The following is a 16,185-nucleotide window of genomic DNA, read 5'->3' as shown; positions in this document are numbered from 1 at the left end:
TCCGGGCTGCGGCAGGGCGGATCGCGTGGGCGTTCGAGAATGTCGGGCGTGCCGTCGATGGCACGCATGGAGATTTGTCGGTCGGCAGCTTCCTGCGTCGGGCGGCGGCGCTCAATGTGCCGCGCGCGGCGTGCCGAACCATCGTGTGAGCGCATGCGTGGCGGCGTCGATGTCCGCGTCCGCGTGTACATCGTCTTCGCACGCCCAGGCGACGAAACCGTCGGGGCGCACGAGCACCGCGCGCAATCCGAGCCGGTCCTTCGCGTCGCTCGCGATATAGGCGATGCGGTCGCGCCAGCGGTTTGCCATAGCGTGAAGTGGCCGGCCGACATCGAACTCCAGCAGCACACCCTTGCCAAGCCTCGCGCGTTCGCCGAGCCGCGTGCCATCAGTCAGTTCGAAGTCCGGAACGCTGCGGCCCACGAGCGGATGGCCGCCGCCGAGATCGTACGCGAGCGACACGCCCCACAGGCGTTCGGCGAAGTACGTCGCGCCGTCGCGCGTATCGACGAGATCGCGCATGATCGCCGCGAGCGCGCGCGAACCCGAGGACGGCCGCATCAGCGCGACCTGCGCACGCGACCAGTCGAGCACGCGCGCGCCCACCGGATGCCGTTCGTCCGTGTAGCTGTCGAGCAGGCCCGCCGGCGCGTCGCCGCGGATCGTCGCGGCGAGTTTCCAGCCGAGATTCATCGCGTCGCCGAGCCCGAGATTGAGCCCTTGCCCGCCGAGCGGCGAGTGGATGTGCGCGGCATCGCCTGCGAGCAGCACGCGTCCGTTGCGATACGTCGCGGCCTGATACGCGCGGTCGGTCCACGTGGCGGCGAGCCGAAGCGTGTTCAACGTGACGCTGGCGCCGGACACGCGACGCAGCACGGCCTGCGCATGCTCGCGCGTCACCGGCCCGCTGCGATGGAACGCACCGCCGTCGAACTCCACCAGCGCGACGGTACCGGGCGGCGTGTACGTGTACATGCCCGCCGGCGTGTAGTGACGTCCCGGCGGCAGCGCGCCCGGATCGGCGAACCCGGCTTCGATCGAATAACCGGTGAACTCGGCGTCGGTGCCGGTGAACGCGAAGCCGCCGGCCTTGCGGACCGCGCTGCGGCCGCCGTCGCAACCGACGAGCCAGCGTGCGCGGAAAGTCTCGCCGCCCACGCGCAGCGTGACCGCATCGGCCGACTGATCGAAGCCTTCAACCGCCAGGCCGCGGCGAATCTGGACGCCCGTTGCGCCCGCACGGGCGGTCAGCACGGATTCGACGCGCGCCATGTCGGTCGCCATGTGCGTGCCGGCCGGGCCGGGCAGGTGATACGGCCACCGCGACGCATCGATGTCGTCGTGGAAGAACTGGATGCCGGCGAAATGGCCGGCCGGACGACGTGCTTGCTGCATCCAGTGCGCGGTGTCCTTTGCGTGGGCCGGCAATGCGATGCCGTCGAGCAGGCCGCGACGGTAGAGCGCGTCGATGGTCGGCGCGGACAGGCCGCGCATGCCGAACGGGAGACGCTTCAGCGGAGATTCGGAATCGTCCGTCTGCTCGACCACCAGCACGGACACACCGGCGAGGCGCAGCTCGCATGCGAGAAACAGGCCGACAGGGCCGGCTCCGGCAATCACGACATCATGGGTCACGGGCGGATTCATCGGTGGCTCGGTTTCAGGCCAAGGCGGCCCGGTGTGATCGAGAAGGCGGTACCCCCGGCATCGCGCCTGTTTCGGAAAAGTAATGGAACAGTGTTCCACTGACGAGATATTGGAACGATGTTCCAGATGTGTCAAGCTGACGCGCATGAAAACCAGCAACCGGACCGAGCGGCGCGCGGATGCGTTGTCGAAAGAGCGGATCGTCGAGGCCGCGATCGGGATACTCGACCATGCAGGCGAGGGCGCGCTGACGTTTCGCTCGCTCGCGGCACACCTGGCGACCGGAAGCGGCGCGATCTACTGGCACGTCGCCGACAAGGACGACCTGCTCGCGGCGGCCGCGGATCAAGTGATCGCGGCTGCGCTGACGGACGTGCCGACGGAGCATGACGGCGATGCGGCGCACGCGCTCCGGCGCATCGCGCTGCGTCTGTTCGACGCGTTCAGCGCGCATCCGTGGGTGGGGGCGCAGTTGTTCCGCGAACCGTGGCAGCACGCGGTGCTGCGGATCCTGGAGCGCGTCGGCGGGCAGCTTCAGGCGCTGGGCGTGCCGGAATCCGCGCAATTCGACGGCGCGTCCGCGCTGATGCATTACATCTTCGGGCTGGCCGGCCAGTACGCGGCCGGCGCGCGGCTGCATCCGCGTGAGACGGGTCAGCCGGAGATCGCCGCGGCCGTTGCCCAGCGGTGGACGCAGCTCGATCCGGCGCAGTACCCGTTCGTGCGCAAGGTGGCGGCGCAATTGGCCGCGCACGACGAGCGCGCGCAGTTCCTGGCTGGCATCGATCTCATTCTGGCGGGAATCGGGGCGGCGGCTCGGTAAGCGGCGTCCGGCGGACGATTCCGAACGGCGGTGCCACGAGTCCGTCGTTACGCCAGCAGCCGCAGCGCATCCGCGAGCGACAGCACCGTCGTGCGCGATTCGAACGCGGTGGCGAACAGATGCTCGTGGACGATCGGGTCCGGGTCGTAGCAGCAATCCTTGACCGTATAGAGGCGGAAATCGGCGTCGCTCGCGTGAGCGATCGACGACAGCATCACGCCGGTCGACGCGATGCCGACCATGACCAGCGTATCGATGCCTCGTGCGATCAGCCGCGCCTGCAGATCGGTGCCGAAGAAGACGCTCGCGCGGTGGGCGATGATCAGCGGTTCGTCGGGTTGCCGGGCCAGTTCGGGACACGGGCCGTCGTCGATGAACAGGCCGAGCTTCTTGATGCCCTGGCCGTTCTTGTTCAGCGGGCTGACTTCCGGATAGCCGGGGCTGAAGCGGAGGTTCGCGAACCAGACGCCGACGCCGGCCGCTCGTGCGGCGTCGCATAGCTTGCGCGTATTGGAGAGCAACTCGGCCGCGACCGACGGGAAGAGGCCGAGGATGTCGGTCTGGTAATGCATGACGAGCAGCGCGGTTCTGGATGGCGCGACGGCCGGGATCGACGCGGATGCGCCGCTGCCGGCGTGTATGGGGGAAGAAGCGACGACTTCCGATGCGTTGTCTTGATCCATGCGTGGCGTTCTCCGGTAATCGCTGCGGAAGGTCGGACACCCAAAACCGATTCGGCCCGCTCAGCCTTGAACAGTACATCGGCGGAGCGGCCGCAGCTGGCCGTGTTCGGGAAAGTGATATGTGTCTCAAAAATTCTACATTCCGGAGCCAAACAGGGCGTTTGGCGAAAGTCGTGTTGCAAATTGGAGACGTTTAGTATCGCACGGACGTCTACTGTCACTTGTCGATGATCAGTGGATTAACGGCGGTGAGGAATGTCAATCGTCCAGATTTTGATATTTCCTATCTCAGTATTAAGGGTGGTTTTTGGGATCTTCGTGAGAACGATGAAGTCTCGCAGGGCGACTCCACGGAGATGTGCCTGGTACTCCTTGTTGATTTGCGAGTGGTCTAAATAAATCAATGATTTATTGAGCTGATGTGAGGGTAATGGCGCCTCCTTGCCTCACGGTCTCCCTACGGGAACTGCTTCGTTTTTGATACGTGATTTTTTATTGGATAACCTTTTCGAAGTGTCAAATTTTTTGCTTTTTAGAGGGATTGACTTGTGCATATTTGATTGGAGTATGCCGCGATCGCCGACCATGCAGCCACGGCGGGTGAACATTCACGGCTGAGAATATTGGTACGGCATTGCAATTCCTGACACTGTGCTTTCGAGTGTTTTGATAAATTGCGGCGCGAGAGACCAATCATTACGCGGCTAACAAGTGAAGAAACGAGAAACTTCGGCAGCGTTGATTTCGGCGTTGGCGAGCGTTTCTGCGTTCGCGCAAGGCATTCCGCCGTCCGAGATCACGTCTGGCCCGCAAATCCAGCGTTTGCAACAACAGCAACTGGACGCGACGAAGGAATTGAATCCTCGTCCGACCGTCCTGACGCCGACGGGCGAGAAGGCATCGACAACTTGCCGCTCGATAATCCGTGCTTTCCGATCAAGGCAATCGCATTGGAAGACAATGCGTTCGCATGGCTTGCGCGTTTTCTGCAACCGGTCGTCGGCCAGTGCGTCGGCAAGGCCGCGCTCAAGCAGATTCAGGACGCGGCCAATAACGCACTGATCGACCGTGGCTACGTGACGTCACGCGTGCTCGTGCCAGTGCAATCGCTGCAAGCCGGAACGCTGACGCTTCGCGTGGTTCCCGGGCGGATCAGCGACATCCGCGCCGGCAAACCGACGATCGGCTGGACGCGCGCGGCATTGCCGGCATCGGCCGGTGCGTTGCTGAATCAGCGCGACATCGATCAGGGGCTCGAGAACGTGCGCCGTCTCCAGTCACAGTCCGATGCGACGTTCGACATCGCACCCGGCATGAATCCGGGTGACTCGGAGCTGGTGTTCCATCCGGGCACCGGCAAGCGCTGGCATGCCGTCATCGGCGCGGACAACGCGGGTCTCGATTCGACCGGCAAGTACGAGCTGTCGGGCTCGTTCACCTTCGATTCCCCGTTTCACTTGTACGATCAACTGCAGATCGCAGGCACGACGAACGCAAACATTGGCGCATCCGCGAAGGGGAATCAGTCCGTCTCCGCGAACTACAGCGTGCCGATCGGTTACGCGATGCTGACGCTGAACGCGAGCCGCTCGCGGTACAAGCAGACGGTCGCGGGTTTTGACGAGCCGATCGAATACAGCGGTGTTCAGTCTCAACTTCAGGCCGGGTTGTCCGGCGTGATCTATCGGAACGCGCACGCGCGCACCGAAATTCACGGCAACCTGTTCCACAAGATCAGCCGCAACGCGATCGACGGTGTCGACATTCCGGTGCAGCATCGCGACATCATCGGTTACGAACTGGGTATCGCGCATCGCCAGTACATCGGCAATGTCGTGCTCGACGGCTCATTCGCGTGGCGCGCATCGTTGCCGGGCGTCTCCAGCCATTCGGGCACGGTGGTCGGCACTCCCGACTTCGACGGCAAGACGCAGGTCGAACTGGCAAGCCTCGGCGCTCAAGTTCCTTTCAGGATCGGCAGTCAGGCGTTCTCGTACCAGTTCGGCTGGAACATGCAGAACGCACGTACGCCGCTGACCCCTTCCGACTATTTCGCGATCGGCACGCGTTACGCGGTGCGCGGCTTCGATCAGCAACTGACGCTCGCCGCCGAGAGCGGCTGGGTGGTTTCCAACGAACTCGACTGGTACGTGCCGACGCCTGTCGGTACGCAGGCGCTCTATGCCGGCATCGATGCCGGGCGCGTGCGGGGACCGGCCGCCCAATACCTGCTCGGCGAAACGCTGGTCGGCGCCGTCGTCGGCATGCGCGGCAATCTCGCACCGAAGAACATGCTCGGCGCAGCGCTGAACTACGACGTATCGCTCGGCTTCCCGTTGTCGAAGCCGGAAGGATTCAAGACGGGGTCACCGACGTTGCTGTTCCAGGTCAGCACGTTGTTCTGAGCGTAGCGGGGCGGGCCGAGCGGGGTGTCGATCTCGACTCGGTGTCCTGTTGATCGTCAATCAGATCGTCAATCAGAAGAAGGAGGAACCATGCAGCACCGGTACGAGAAGCATCGGCTTTTGCAAGCCGCGACGGCAACGTTTGCGGTGGTGGCGGCGCTTGGCCTGAGCGCATGTGGCGGTGGTGACGACGGTGGTGGCGGTGGCAGCGCGGCAGCGAATGGCGCGTCGTCGAACGGAGCGCCGTCGGGTAGTGCGTCGTCTTCGACGGGGATTCGCGTGGAAGGGCAATCCCAATCGATCTCGAGCCAGATTTCGACGGTCCGCATTCTGATGCCGCCCGCATCGTGGAACGGTGGACAGATGCCGAACGGGAATTACACGCTCAGAGCCCTGTCCCAGCCGACCGCGTCGCTCAAGGAGCAGGCGCCTGGTGCTTATGTCGCGATCCCCTACGACTCGTCGGGCACGATCAAGACCCTGACCAAAGGCACCTTGACGGATCTCGCCGGCAATGGGGACATCGCCATCGGCCGCTGGACGGACGGCGCCGATTCGGCAGGTGCGACGTACAACGCCAATCAGGGGCAAGTATGGGCAATCGGTGTGCCGGTTGCGATCGATACGACGTCGCCCGTGCAAATGCAATGCTCGCTGGCCTTCGCAACGCGTCCGACGTCGACGGACGGCAATACGGCGCCGGGTTCGCTGAATGGCGCCACGGCGACGCTGACGAGCGATACCGACACCTTTGGTCATCCGGCCATCAACTACACGCTGAATCTGCAGTACTCGATCGGCAGCGACCAGAACCAGTCGTTCGTTGGAACCTCCGCGATTGGTCTGGCGGAGCTCAGCTCGAAAACCAGATCGGCGCTGATGAGCACGGTCATGGGCACGGACGCGAAGCAACCGTATCTGGTGGTGTCGTACGGCATCCCGGCCGCGACGACGGGCAACATCAACGGTCTGGCGGCACTGAGCTGCAAGTAACGTGAGTAGCGGCCGGTCATTCTCGCGATGCGTGGACGGCCGGCTCGACATGCATTCAAGAATAAGACGATCATGAATTCCGGAATCTTTCGCTTGGTCTTCAGTGCCGTGCGCGGCATGCTGGTAGCGGTTGACGAATACGCATCGGCGCACGGGGGCGGTGAACGCGCTCGCGTGCGGCCAGCCACTCGACCCGTGTCGGTGGATTCCGGAATCTCGATCTGGTTTGCGGCACGCGCAACCGCGTTCGCCGCACTGTGTACGTTCGGCATGCAGCCGCTCGTCGCCGAAGCGCAGGCAACGCTGCCGATCACGCCCGATCGAAGCGGTCCGACCCATCCGGTCGTCGGGGTGTCGGCATCGGGCGTACCGCTCGTCAACATTACCGCACCGAAGAACGGCGTCTCGCTGAACAACTTCACGCAGTACAACGTCGGCACGAAGGGGGCCGTGCTGGTCAACAGCGGCCTGGATTCGCGGACGCAACTCGCCGGCTGGGTGCAAGGCAATCCATTCCTCGGCAACAACGCCGCGCGCGTGATCGTCAACCAGGTCACGTCGGGCAACCCCAGTCAACTGCTCGGGCCCACCGAGATCGCCGGCAATCGCGCGAATCTCGTGATCGCGAATCCGGCAGGCATCACCTGTGCGGGTTGCGGCTTTCTGAATGTTCCGCGTGTCACGCTGACGACCGGCGTGCCGACTTTCAATCCGGATGGCACGTTGGCAGGTTTCAACGTGACGCAGGGGCAGATCGGCATCGCCGGTGCGGGGCTCGACGCGCATGGCAGCGCGATCGACCTGATCGCACGCGCGATGACGATCAACGGCCAGGTGTGGGCGGATTCGATCACCGCGGTGGCGGGGGCGAACCGGGTCGACTATGCGAGCAACACCGCGCAGGCGCGGAACGGTACCGGTGACGCGCCGGGCGTCGCGATCGACGTGCAGGCGTTGGGAAGCATGTTCGCCAATAGCGTCCGGATGATCGGGACCGAGGCCGGCGTGGGTGTGCGAGATGCCGGTTCCATCACGTCACTGACTGGCGATATTCAAGTCTCGAACAACGGCGATGTGACGATTGCGCCGACGGCGCGTCTTCAGTCGGCCGCGAATACCCGGATCGATGGCGCCAACGTCGCCCAGCAAGGCACGATTGTCAGTACGCAGGCCACCGATCTGAACGCGTCTCGGGCGCTGTCGAACGCCGGAACGATTTCGTCGGCCGGCAACACGAACCTGACAGCCGCCACGTCGTTCAACAATAGCGGGCAGGCATACGCGGGCGCGGATTCCGCACGCAATCTCGTCGGCGGTGGCTCCGTCACGGCGCGCGCCGCGAACGTGACGAGCAGCGGCACACTGGCAGCGGGCGACAACGTCAATCTGTTCGCAAACGACGTCACGCTCGACCACGGAACCGTGAACGCGGCCAGCGCGGTCAACGTCACGACGAATGGTACGTTGTCGAATGTCGCCGGCACGATGAGCGGGCAGAACGTGACGCTGAGTGCGGGGCAACTGGTCAACGACTCCGGCACCATCAGTTCCCACAGCCTCGCGAACGTAACCGCGCAATCGGTTTCGAACCGGTCGGGGACGGTGGCGGCGGACGCACTGTCCCTGAACTCGGCCGGCGTGCTAGACAATACGCAGGGGCACATGACTGCGCGCACGGCGCAGATCGCCGCAACCGACCTCACGAATGTGGCCGGCGAGATCGGCACGTCGACGGGCGCGTTGACATTGACGGCGACCGGGAACGTGTCGAACGACAACGGGAAGCTCGCGGGCGGCAATGGTCTCACGCTGACGGCGAATGCGGTTTCCAACGCACAGGGCCAGATCGGCTCCGTCGCGGGCGATACCTCGCTCGACGTCACGCAATCGCTGAACAACGCAAACGGCAAGGTCGCGTCCGGAAACGATCTGTCGATTCACACGGCCCATCTCGACAACTCGGCTGGATCGGTGAGCGCGCACGCCGCACGGATCACCGCGACCGATGTCGTCAATACGGGCGGCAAGATCGGCACCACCGATATGCTGACCGTGACGGCGACGGGCGCGGTCTCGAATGAGTCCGGCGCGATAGTCGGCGGCAATGGTCTGTCGGTGACGGCAAACAGCGTTGGCAATGCGGCGGGCGTGATCGGATCGGCCGCCGGCGACACGGCGCTGCGTGCGACGAAGTCTCTGACGAACGTTGGCGGTACGGTAAGTTCGGCCAATGCGCTCGTCGTTGCAAGCGACACGATCGACAACTCGAACGGCAGTATGACGGCCGTGCGCGGCGTACAGGTCCAGGCGGGGGATCTCGTCAATGCGGGCGGTCAGATCGGGTCATCGTCTGATGCGTTGTCGTTGACCGCAACCCGCACGGTGTCGAACGACAGCGGCAAGCTGGTGGGGGCGAGCGGGCTGTCCGCGACAGCCGGCATCCTCAGTAACCGTGCAGGCCAGATCGGCGCGTCCAACGGCGACATGACGCTGATCGTCTCGCAGGTACTCGACAATACCCAAGGCAAGATTACCGCTGCCGGTGCGCTGAACACGCAGGCCGGCACGTTCGACAATTCGCAAGGCGCGGTTTCGGCGGATGCAGCGAAGCTCAATGTTGCAGGCGCATTGACGAATGCAGCCGGTACGATCGCGACGACACACGACACGACCGTGGCGGCGCACACCGTGACGAACCGCGGTGGCACCATTGGCTCCGTCTCCGGCGCATTGTCGGTGGCGACATCCGGTACGACGGACAATGCTGGGGGCAAGCTGCTGGCCTCGGGGGACACGACGCTCACCAATTCCGGCCTGCTGAACTCGGGCGGTACGATCACGGGGGCGAACGTCACGCTCGCGTCCGGACAAGGTGCGATCGACAACACGCTCGGCAACGTGGCAGCGAGCCAATCGCTGACGAGCCGTTCGGGGGCGTTCGATAACCGGTCGGGATTGGTGCAGGCGACGGGATCGGTCGATCTCGATACGCACGGCCAGACGTTCGACAACGGCATACTGGCAGGGCAATCCACGGGTGGTCAGGTTCTCGGCAATGGCGTCACGCTGACAACGGGAGCACTGAGCAACGCAGGTGGTGCGATTTCGTCGAGCGGTGCGGCAACCGTCAACGCTGCTTCCGTGACGAACGATGCGGGATCGCTCGTGGCGGACGGCGTACTGACGGTACGAAGCGCCGGTACGGTGTCGAACGTGGCCGGCCAGATCGGCGGCAACAGCGATGTCACGGTGTCCGGTACGACGGTCGATAACACGCGCGGCGCCATGCATGCGCGCGGCGCGCTGTGGGTGACGGGCGATACGATTCGCAATGCGCAGACTGCCAATTCAACGCTGCCTACCACCGCAGGCGTGCCGGGGTTGACTGCCGGGATGGAAGGCGCAACCGTCACCGTTGATGCGAATCAGGCGATCGACAATACGTCCGGCTCGATTCGAGCGGACAGGAATGCGAAGCTGACCGCACCGATCATCGACAACACGTCGGGCAGCATCCAGTCGAAAGGCTCTGCAACGTTGACGTCAGCGAATACGCTGGTCAACAGCCAGGGCGACATCAATGGTGGTCAGCAACTGACGGTCTCGACCGGGACCTTGAGCAACGACGGCAAGCTCCAATCATCGGGCGACGTCGACGTAACGGCGCAAGGCGATCTGACCAACACCGGCCGGATCGTGGCCGGTCATGATCTGACGACCACGGCCGGCGGCACGCTCGACAACAGCGGCACGCTGTCGGCGGGCAATGTCGCCAATGTGAGCGCCAATTCGATCCGGAACCGTGCGACCGGTGAGATTATCGGTGGCAACGCGACCAACATTCACGCGAACCAGTCGATCACGAACGAAGGTCTGATCGATGGCGGCACAACGACGGTGACGGCCGGGGACACGATCACGAATGCCGGTGGCCGGATTTACGGCGACACGGTCGCAGTGGGCGCGAACACGGTTGTCAACGACCGGAATGCCGAGGGTGTCGGTGGTGTGATTGCTTCTCGCGGTGACCTCGACATCGGGGCGCAGACGCTCATGAACCAGAACAACGCGCTGATGTACGCGAGCAACGACATTCGTGTCGGCGGCGCGCTGGACGCGAACCATCAGGCAACCGGTGCTGCGCAGACCGTGACGAACAACGGCGCGCAGATCGACGCCGGTCGCGACGTCACGATCGGCGCAAACCGGTTCGAGAACCTAAATTCGAACTTCCAGACCACGACCGTCACGACCGACAGCGGGAATCAGCTTTGGTATCAGGTGCCGGGCTCGACGGAGAAGATCGACCCGTCGACGGTCTACCTGTACCAGAAGAACAGCCAGGAAATCCATCCGGGCACGGATTACCAGTGGGCGCTGGACGACGATCAGAAATTCATTCTGCTGCCATCGACGAAATATCCGTTTGCCGAGTATGCGAAGTACACGATGAACGGGGTGGCGGGCAAGATCGATAACACGGCGTACCCCGCCAAGTACTTCGGTAGCGGGGCGGTCGCCGCGCAGACCGGTGCGTATCGGACGGTGCCGACCGATATCTGGACGACGTTCGGCGTGACGCCGCCGCCCGATGCAACCCCGGCGTGGGTCACGCAGGGGCCGTTCGCGATGACGGGGCCCGCCGCACTGTTTGCTGGTCGAAGCAATGTCGGTAGCAACTGGTTTTCGATCAATCCCCCCACCGAAGCCGACGTGACTGGCGTGAAGCCGAAGCCCTTCGATCCCCCGAGCCCATCGTGCCTCACCTCGAAAAACGCGGCATGCGCACCGTTCCAGCAGTGGTACAACGCTACGGTTGCCGCTTACCAGAAGCTGGATCAGGCGCTCGCCGGCTATAACGCGGACGTGTCGAGCCGGCTCGTCCAGACCTATACCGTCTACACGGTAGACGTGAAATCGACCAGGGACGTGGTAACGGCTTCGCAACCCGGCACGGTTACCGCTGGCCGTCATATCACGATCAACACGCCGTCCGGCGTCAACGACAAGAGCCAGATCGTGGCCGGCGACGGCAACCATCCGAGGAACGTGCAGAACATCGGCGCGACCGGTACTGAAACGTTCACGGGCTCGGGCAAGGCGATCTATACCTGGGTGCAGTCCGGCGGGGCCTTCAGCGGTGATGAACGCGCGACCTCGACGACCAACTACTCGCCGGCTATTCCGTCACAAACGATCGATCTGCCGGTGGTGCTGGCCGATCCGGGCAAACCGTCCGATCCGATCAAGAGCGTGGCGGCGGCGACATCCGCTGCGCAGGGTGCAAGCGGTACGGGCGTGACGCCAGTAGCGGGCAAGGAAGTTGGCGGGCAAGTGTTGGTCGGCTCGGGTGTGTCGGGCGTCGGCGTCGGGACCGTATCGGCCGTGAAGGCCAATGTCGGCGATGTAGTCGTGCGCACGGTCACGCCGAATACGCGCCTGCCGAACAACGCGCTGTATCGGGTGACGAGCGACCCGGGCAGCCACTTCCTGATCGAGACGGACCCGCGCTTTACCGATTACAGGAAGTGGTTGTCCAGCGACACGATGCTGGATGCACTCAAGGTCGATCCGAATACGGTCCTCAAGCGCATCGGCGATGGCTTCTACGAGCAGCAGCTCGTTCAGCAGCAGATCATCCAGACCACCGGCCAGCGGTTCATCGGTGACTATACGGACAATCAGAAGGAATACGAATCGCTGATGGCGAACGGCGTGAAGGCGTCGCAGCAGTTCGGGCTGAATGTCGGCACGGCGCTGACCGACGCGCAGATGGCTGCGCTGACGAGCGACATCGTGTGGCTTGTGAATCAGACGGTGACATTGCCGAACGGCAGTCAGCAGACGGTGCTGGTGCCGCAGGTATATCTGCGCGCGAACGCGGCGGACGTGACTGGCGAAGGCACGATCATCTCCGGCAAGAACGTCACGGTCGATGCCAATGGCGCGTACAAGAACTCCGGCACGATCGCCAGCCGCAACGTCACGATCATTCATGCCGATTCGATCGACAACAGCGGCACGGTATCGGGTGGAACCGTGCTCGCGAGCGCGAACCAGGACCTCAATAATCTCGGCGGGTTGATTCAAGGCAACACTGTAGCGCTGTCGGCTGGCCGCGACCTCAATCTGACGAGCACGACCAGCTCGGCGAAGGCTGCGAATGGTAGCGCGACCGGCATCGACCGTGTATCGACGGTCAATGCGGGTACGCTTCAAGCCGTCGCCGGCCGGGATCTGAACGCCAATGCGGCTGTGATTGCGACGACCGGCGATGCCGTGCTCGCAGCGAACCACGACGTCAATTTGAATGCGGTTCGCCAGAGCAGCCAGGATGCGGTGAAGTGGGATGCGCGCAATCATGCCGAGCATTCGGCGTCGATCGACACGGGCACGCAGATCGCGACGGGCGGCAATCTGGCGATTGTGGCGGGCCATGACGTGAATACGACGGCCGCTTATGCGAATGCGCAGGGTGCGATTGGCATCAGCGCGGGGCACGATGTGAATCTGAATGCCGGTGAACAAAGCGCGAGCGCAAACGATGAGCACTATCACAAGGAAAACGGCTTCCTGTCGTCGAAATCGACGCACACGATCGATTCGAGCAGTTACACGAACGCGGTGGGCACGACGTTGTCGGGCAATACCGTCGCGGTGCAGGCAGGCAATGACCTGACGGCGAAGGCCGCGACGATTGCGGCAACCAACGATGTGAGTCTTTCCGCGGGTCACGACCTGACGGTTACGACAGGGGACACGGCCTCGAGCGAATATCACTACAAGGACGTGAAGAAGTCGGGCCTCGGCAGTGCGGGCGCGGGGATTTCGTACGGCACGAACCAGACCATCGATACCAGCCGCGACACTGTGAAGGGTTCGCAGGGCAGCCTGATCGGCAGCACTGACGGCAGCGTGTCGATGGTAGCGGGCAACAAACTGCACGTGACGGGCTCCGACATTGTTGCGGGCAAGGACGTGACGGGCATCGCGAAGGAAGTGACGATCGATGCGTCGCAGACCGACCGCCATCACGAAGAAACGCACGAGGTGAAGAGTTCGGGTTTCACGCTGGCGGTGAAGTCGCCGGTGATCGATGCAATTCAGAACGTGAATCAGCAGGCGCAGGGTGCGGGCGGCAGCCAGGACGGACGTGCCGCCGCGCTCCATGCGATTGCGGCGGCCGGCGGCATGGCCGACCTGGTCGGCGCGACGGGCAATATGACCAAGGCGCTGAGCGATCCGAACGGCAAGCCGGAGGCGAAGATCGAGTTGAGTTTCGGTTCCTCGCACAGCAAGACGACGTTCACCGAGGACAGCAGGCAGAACAACGGCAGCAGCGTGAAGGCGGGCGGTACGGCAGCGTTCGTCGCGACGGGCGACAAGAACGCGGGCCAAGGAAACGTGACGATCCAGGGATCGGACGTGAACGCGAAGGACGTGCTGCTGCAGGCGACGAACAAGGTCAATCTGGTCAACAGCACGGATACCGACAGCACGCGCAGCACGAACGAATCGAAGAGCGCGAGCGTGGGGGTGTCGTATGGCACCGGCGGATTTGGTGTCTCGGCGTCGATGTCGCGTGCGCACGGCGACGCGAATTCGGATGCGGCGACGCAGAACAATACACACGTCAACGCGAGCAATACGGCGACGATCATCAGCGACGGCGATACCAATATCGTTGGGGCCAACGTCAACGCCAACAAGGTGATTGCGGACGTGGGCGGCAACCTGAATCTCGCGTCGGTGCAGGATACGAGCCGCAGCGAGGCCCACCAGAGCAGTTCGGGTGGCGGGTTCAGCGTCAGTCAGGGCGGTGCGAGCGCCAGCGTCAGCATGCAGAACGGCCATGCGAGCGGTAACTATGCGGGCGTGAACGAGCAGGCTGGGATTCGGGCCGGGGACGGTGGTTTTGACATCAACGTGAAGGGTAATACCGACCTGAAGGGAGCGTATATCGCGAGCACGGCGACGCCGGACAAGAATCAGCTGACGACGGGGACGTTGTCGTTCTCGGATATTCAGAATAGTTCGAGTTACAACGCGAGTAGCTTCGGGATCAGTGCTGGTGGTGGTGTGGGTGATGGGGGCAATAACTACGCGACACACGGTCAGACGAGCGGGAAGAATACCGGTGGCGGTCAGCCGCTGTATGTGAGCGAGAGCGACAGCAGCAGCGCGAGTACGAAGAGCGCGATCAGTGCCGGTACCATCACGATTACGGACCGAGCGAACCAGAAGCAGGATGTGGCGACGCTCAATCGTGATACCTCGAATCTGAACGGGACGGTTGGCAAGACGCCGGATTTGCAGCAGGTGTTGAGCAATCAGTCGGATTTGATCAACGCGGCGCAGGCGGCGGCGGAGACGATTGCGAAGCAGATTGGGAGCTATGCCGATAAGAAGCGCGAGGAGGCGCAGACGTATGCAAACAACACGACCGATCCGACGCTCAAGGCACAGTACCAGCAGGAGGCCAACAGTTGGGCCGAGGGTGGTGACAATCGTGTTGTGCTGCACATTGCCGGCGGTGCGCTGACGGGTGGGTTGACCGGCGGTGGCTTGGGTGCGATTGGTGGCGCTGCCGGTGCTGGTGTGTCGGCGAAGCTCGCTCCGCAACTGAATGAGATTGCGCAGTCGATCAAGGATTCAGGGCCGACTGGTAACGCGAACGTCGATGAGCTCCTGGGGAACTTGACATCGAATGTGCTGGCTGGTGGAGCTGGGGCGTTGGTCGGTGGCGGGACTGGGGCGTTGACCGGGGCGAGTGCTGATCGGTTTAATCGGCAGTTACACGAGGACAGCAAAGCGAAGGAACAGACGCTAGCGAAGAAACTGGCGGCGGAGAGCGGCGGGAAATATACGGAGCAGCAGATTCAAGAGCAGATGGCGCAAATGGATCTGGCGATGAGCGATGGTGGTGTGCTGCCGGGCAATGTACGCGTTGCATCGGGCGACCAGCCGCAAGACGGGACGGAGTGGACACGGTACGGCGTGAACAAGGCCGGTCAGACGGTGTGGACGCAATCGCTGGGGCCGGGTGATCCGGATTTGCAGGCGTATATTGTGAAGGGAGCGCAGGGTAGCGGGTTCGCGTATCACGCGACGACGACGGGCAAGAATCCGGGCTTGGCTCGTGCTCCGGACTTCGTGAACTTCCAGATTGATTATTTCGTGGGTAGTGTGTGGGGGACGTTTACGCGGGATGGGAACGCGTTTTTCGGAACTGGTGTCAATATGGCGCTTCCCAATCCCGTTCAGGCATCGGCAAGTATTACTGCGGGCTGGCTCAATCGAACGAGTGTTGCTCCTGGCCAGACGAATAACTTCGCTGGAGGCTATGCCGGTGGCATGACTGGCGCTTATGGAATATTTGGCGCAGGTATCATGAATTCACCGGGTAATGGAACGGCGACTATTATTGGTGTTGGCGGTGGGGTTAGCGCCGGGAAGAACACCAATGTCGGTGGTGTCGGTGGCGGGTTCAGTAATGATCAAGGTAAGACGGGAATTAGGTGGTAAATATGGTTGGAATTCCAGGTTCGACTCCTAAAACACGTGCGCAAAAGATAGTCGGGGTTATCGTCTTTGTTGCCCTGATGGGTTTCATCGTGTACGTGGTGTTGAAGAA

Annotated in this window: 6 protein-coding genes; 4 read left to right on the top strand and 2 right to left on the bottom strand. The window is 63.0% G+C overall.

The features are described 5' to 3' along the window. Positions 1-111 precede the first annotated feature (111 nt). Entirely contained in the window at positions 112-1,647 is a 1,536-nt protein-coding gene (locus CFB52_RS25080) for an FAD-dependent monooxygenase (protein ID WP_099317727.1), read from the bottom strand. Positions 1,648-1,792: 145 nt separating this feature from the next. On the opposite strand from CFB52_RS25080, the gene CFB52_RS25075 reads away from it, so the two are divergent. Next, complete coding sequence (locus CFB52_RS25075; protein WP_180278254.1) at positions 1,793-2,470, top strand: TetR/AcrR family transcriptional regulator; 678 nt, start codon at positions 1,793-1,795, stop codon at positions 2,468-2,470. A 47-nt stretch (positions 2,471-2,517) separates the two neighbouring features. Here the strand turns inward: CFB52_RS25075 and CFB52_RS25070 are convergent, their stop codons facing one another. Beyond that, positions 2,518-3,153: an isochorismatase family cysteine hydrolase gene (locus CFB52_RS25070; protein WP_099317726.1), complete on the bottom strand. Its 636-nt coding sequence runs from the start codon at positions 3,151-3,153 to the stop codon at positions 2,518-2,520. 950 nt (positions 3,154-4,103) lie between these two features. Here CFB52_RS25070 and CFB52_RS25060 point away from each other — a divergent pair. From CFB52_RS25060 to CFB52_RS25050, 3 genes are all read left to right on the top strand, one after another. Continuing rightward, on the top strand, positions 4,104-5,558 hold the full coding sequence (locus CFB52_RS25060) for a ShlB/FhaC/HecB family hemolysin secretion/activation protein (protein WP_257220629.1): 1,455 nt from the start codon (positions 4,104-4,106) through the stop codon (positions 5,556-5,558). Positions 5,559-5,648: 90 nt separating this feature from the next. Next, on the top strand, positions 5,649-6,551 hold the full coding sequence (locus tag CFB52_RS25055) for a hypothetical protein (protein WP_099317723.1): 903 nt from the start codon (positions 5,649-5,651) through the stop codon (positions 6,549-6,551). Between the two features lie 72 nt (positions 6,552-6,623). Then, on the top strand, positions 6,624-16,076 hold the full coding sequence (locus CFB52_RS25050; protein ID WP_099317722.1) for a hemagglutinin repeat-containing protein: 9,453 nt from the start codon (positions 6,624-6,626) through the stop codon (positions 16,074-16,076). Positions 16,077-16,185 lie beyond the last annotated feature (109 nt).

Source organism: Burkholderia sp. AU18528 (genome assembly GCF_002223215.2).
GTDB lineage: Bacteria > Pseudomonadota > Gammaproteobacteria > Burkholderiales > Burkholderiaceae > Burkholderia > Burkholderia semiarida.
Note: the sequence above shows the minus strand (reverse complement) of the source record. Positions and strands in the feature narration are given on the sequence as shown.

What these genes read in the sequence shown, in the direction of transcription:
- CFB52_RS25080 (WP_099317727.1), bottom strand. Translation starts at nt 1,647, where the DNA reads ATGAATCCGCCCGTGACCCATGATGTCGTGATTGCCGGAGCCGGCCCT.
- CFB52_RS25075 (WP_180278254.1), top strand. Translation starts at nt 1,793, where the DNA reads ATGAAAACCAGCAACCGGACCGAGCGGCGCGCGGATGCGTTGTCGAAA.
- CFB52_RS25070 (WP_099317726.1), bottom strand. Translation starts at nt 3,153, where the DNA reads ATGGATCAAGACAACGCATCGGAAGTCGTCGCTTCTTCCCCCATACAC.
- CFB52_RS25055 (WP_099317723.1), top strand. Translation starts at nt 5,649, where the DNA reads ATGCAGCACCGGTACGAGAAGCATCGGCTTTTGCAAGCCGCGACGGCA.
- CFB52_RS25050 (WP_099317722.1), top strand. Translation starts at nt 6,624, where the DNA reads ATGAATTCCGGAATCTTTCGCTTGGTCTTCAGTGCCGTGCGCGGCATG.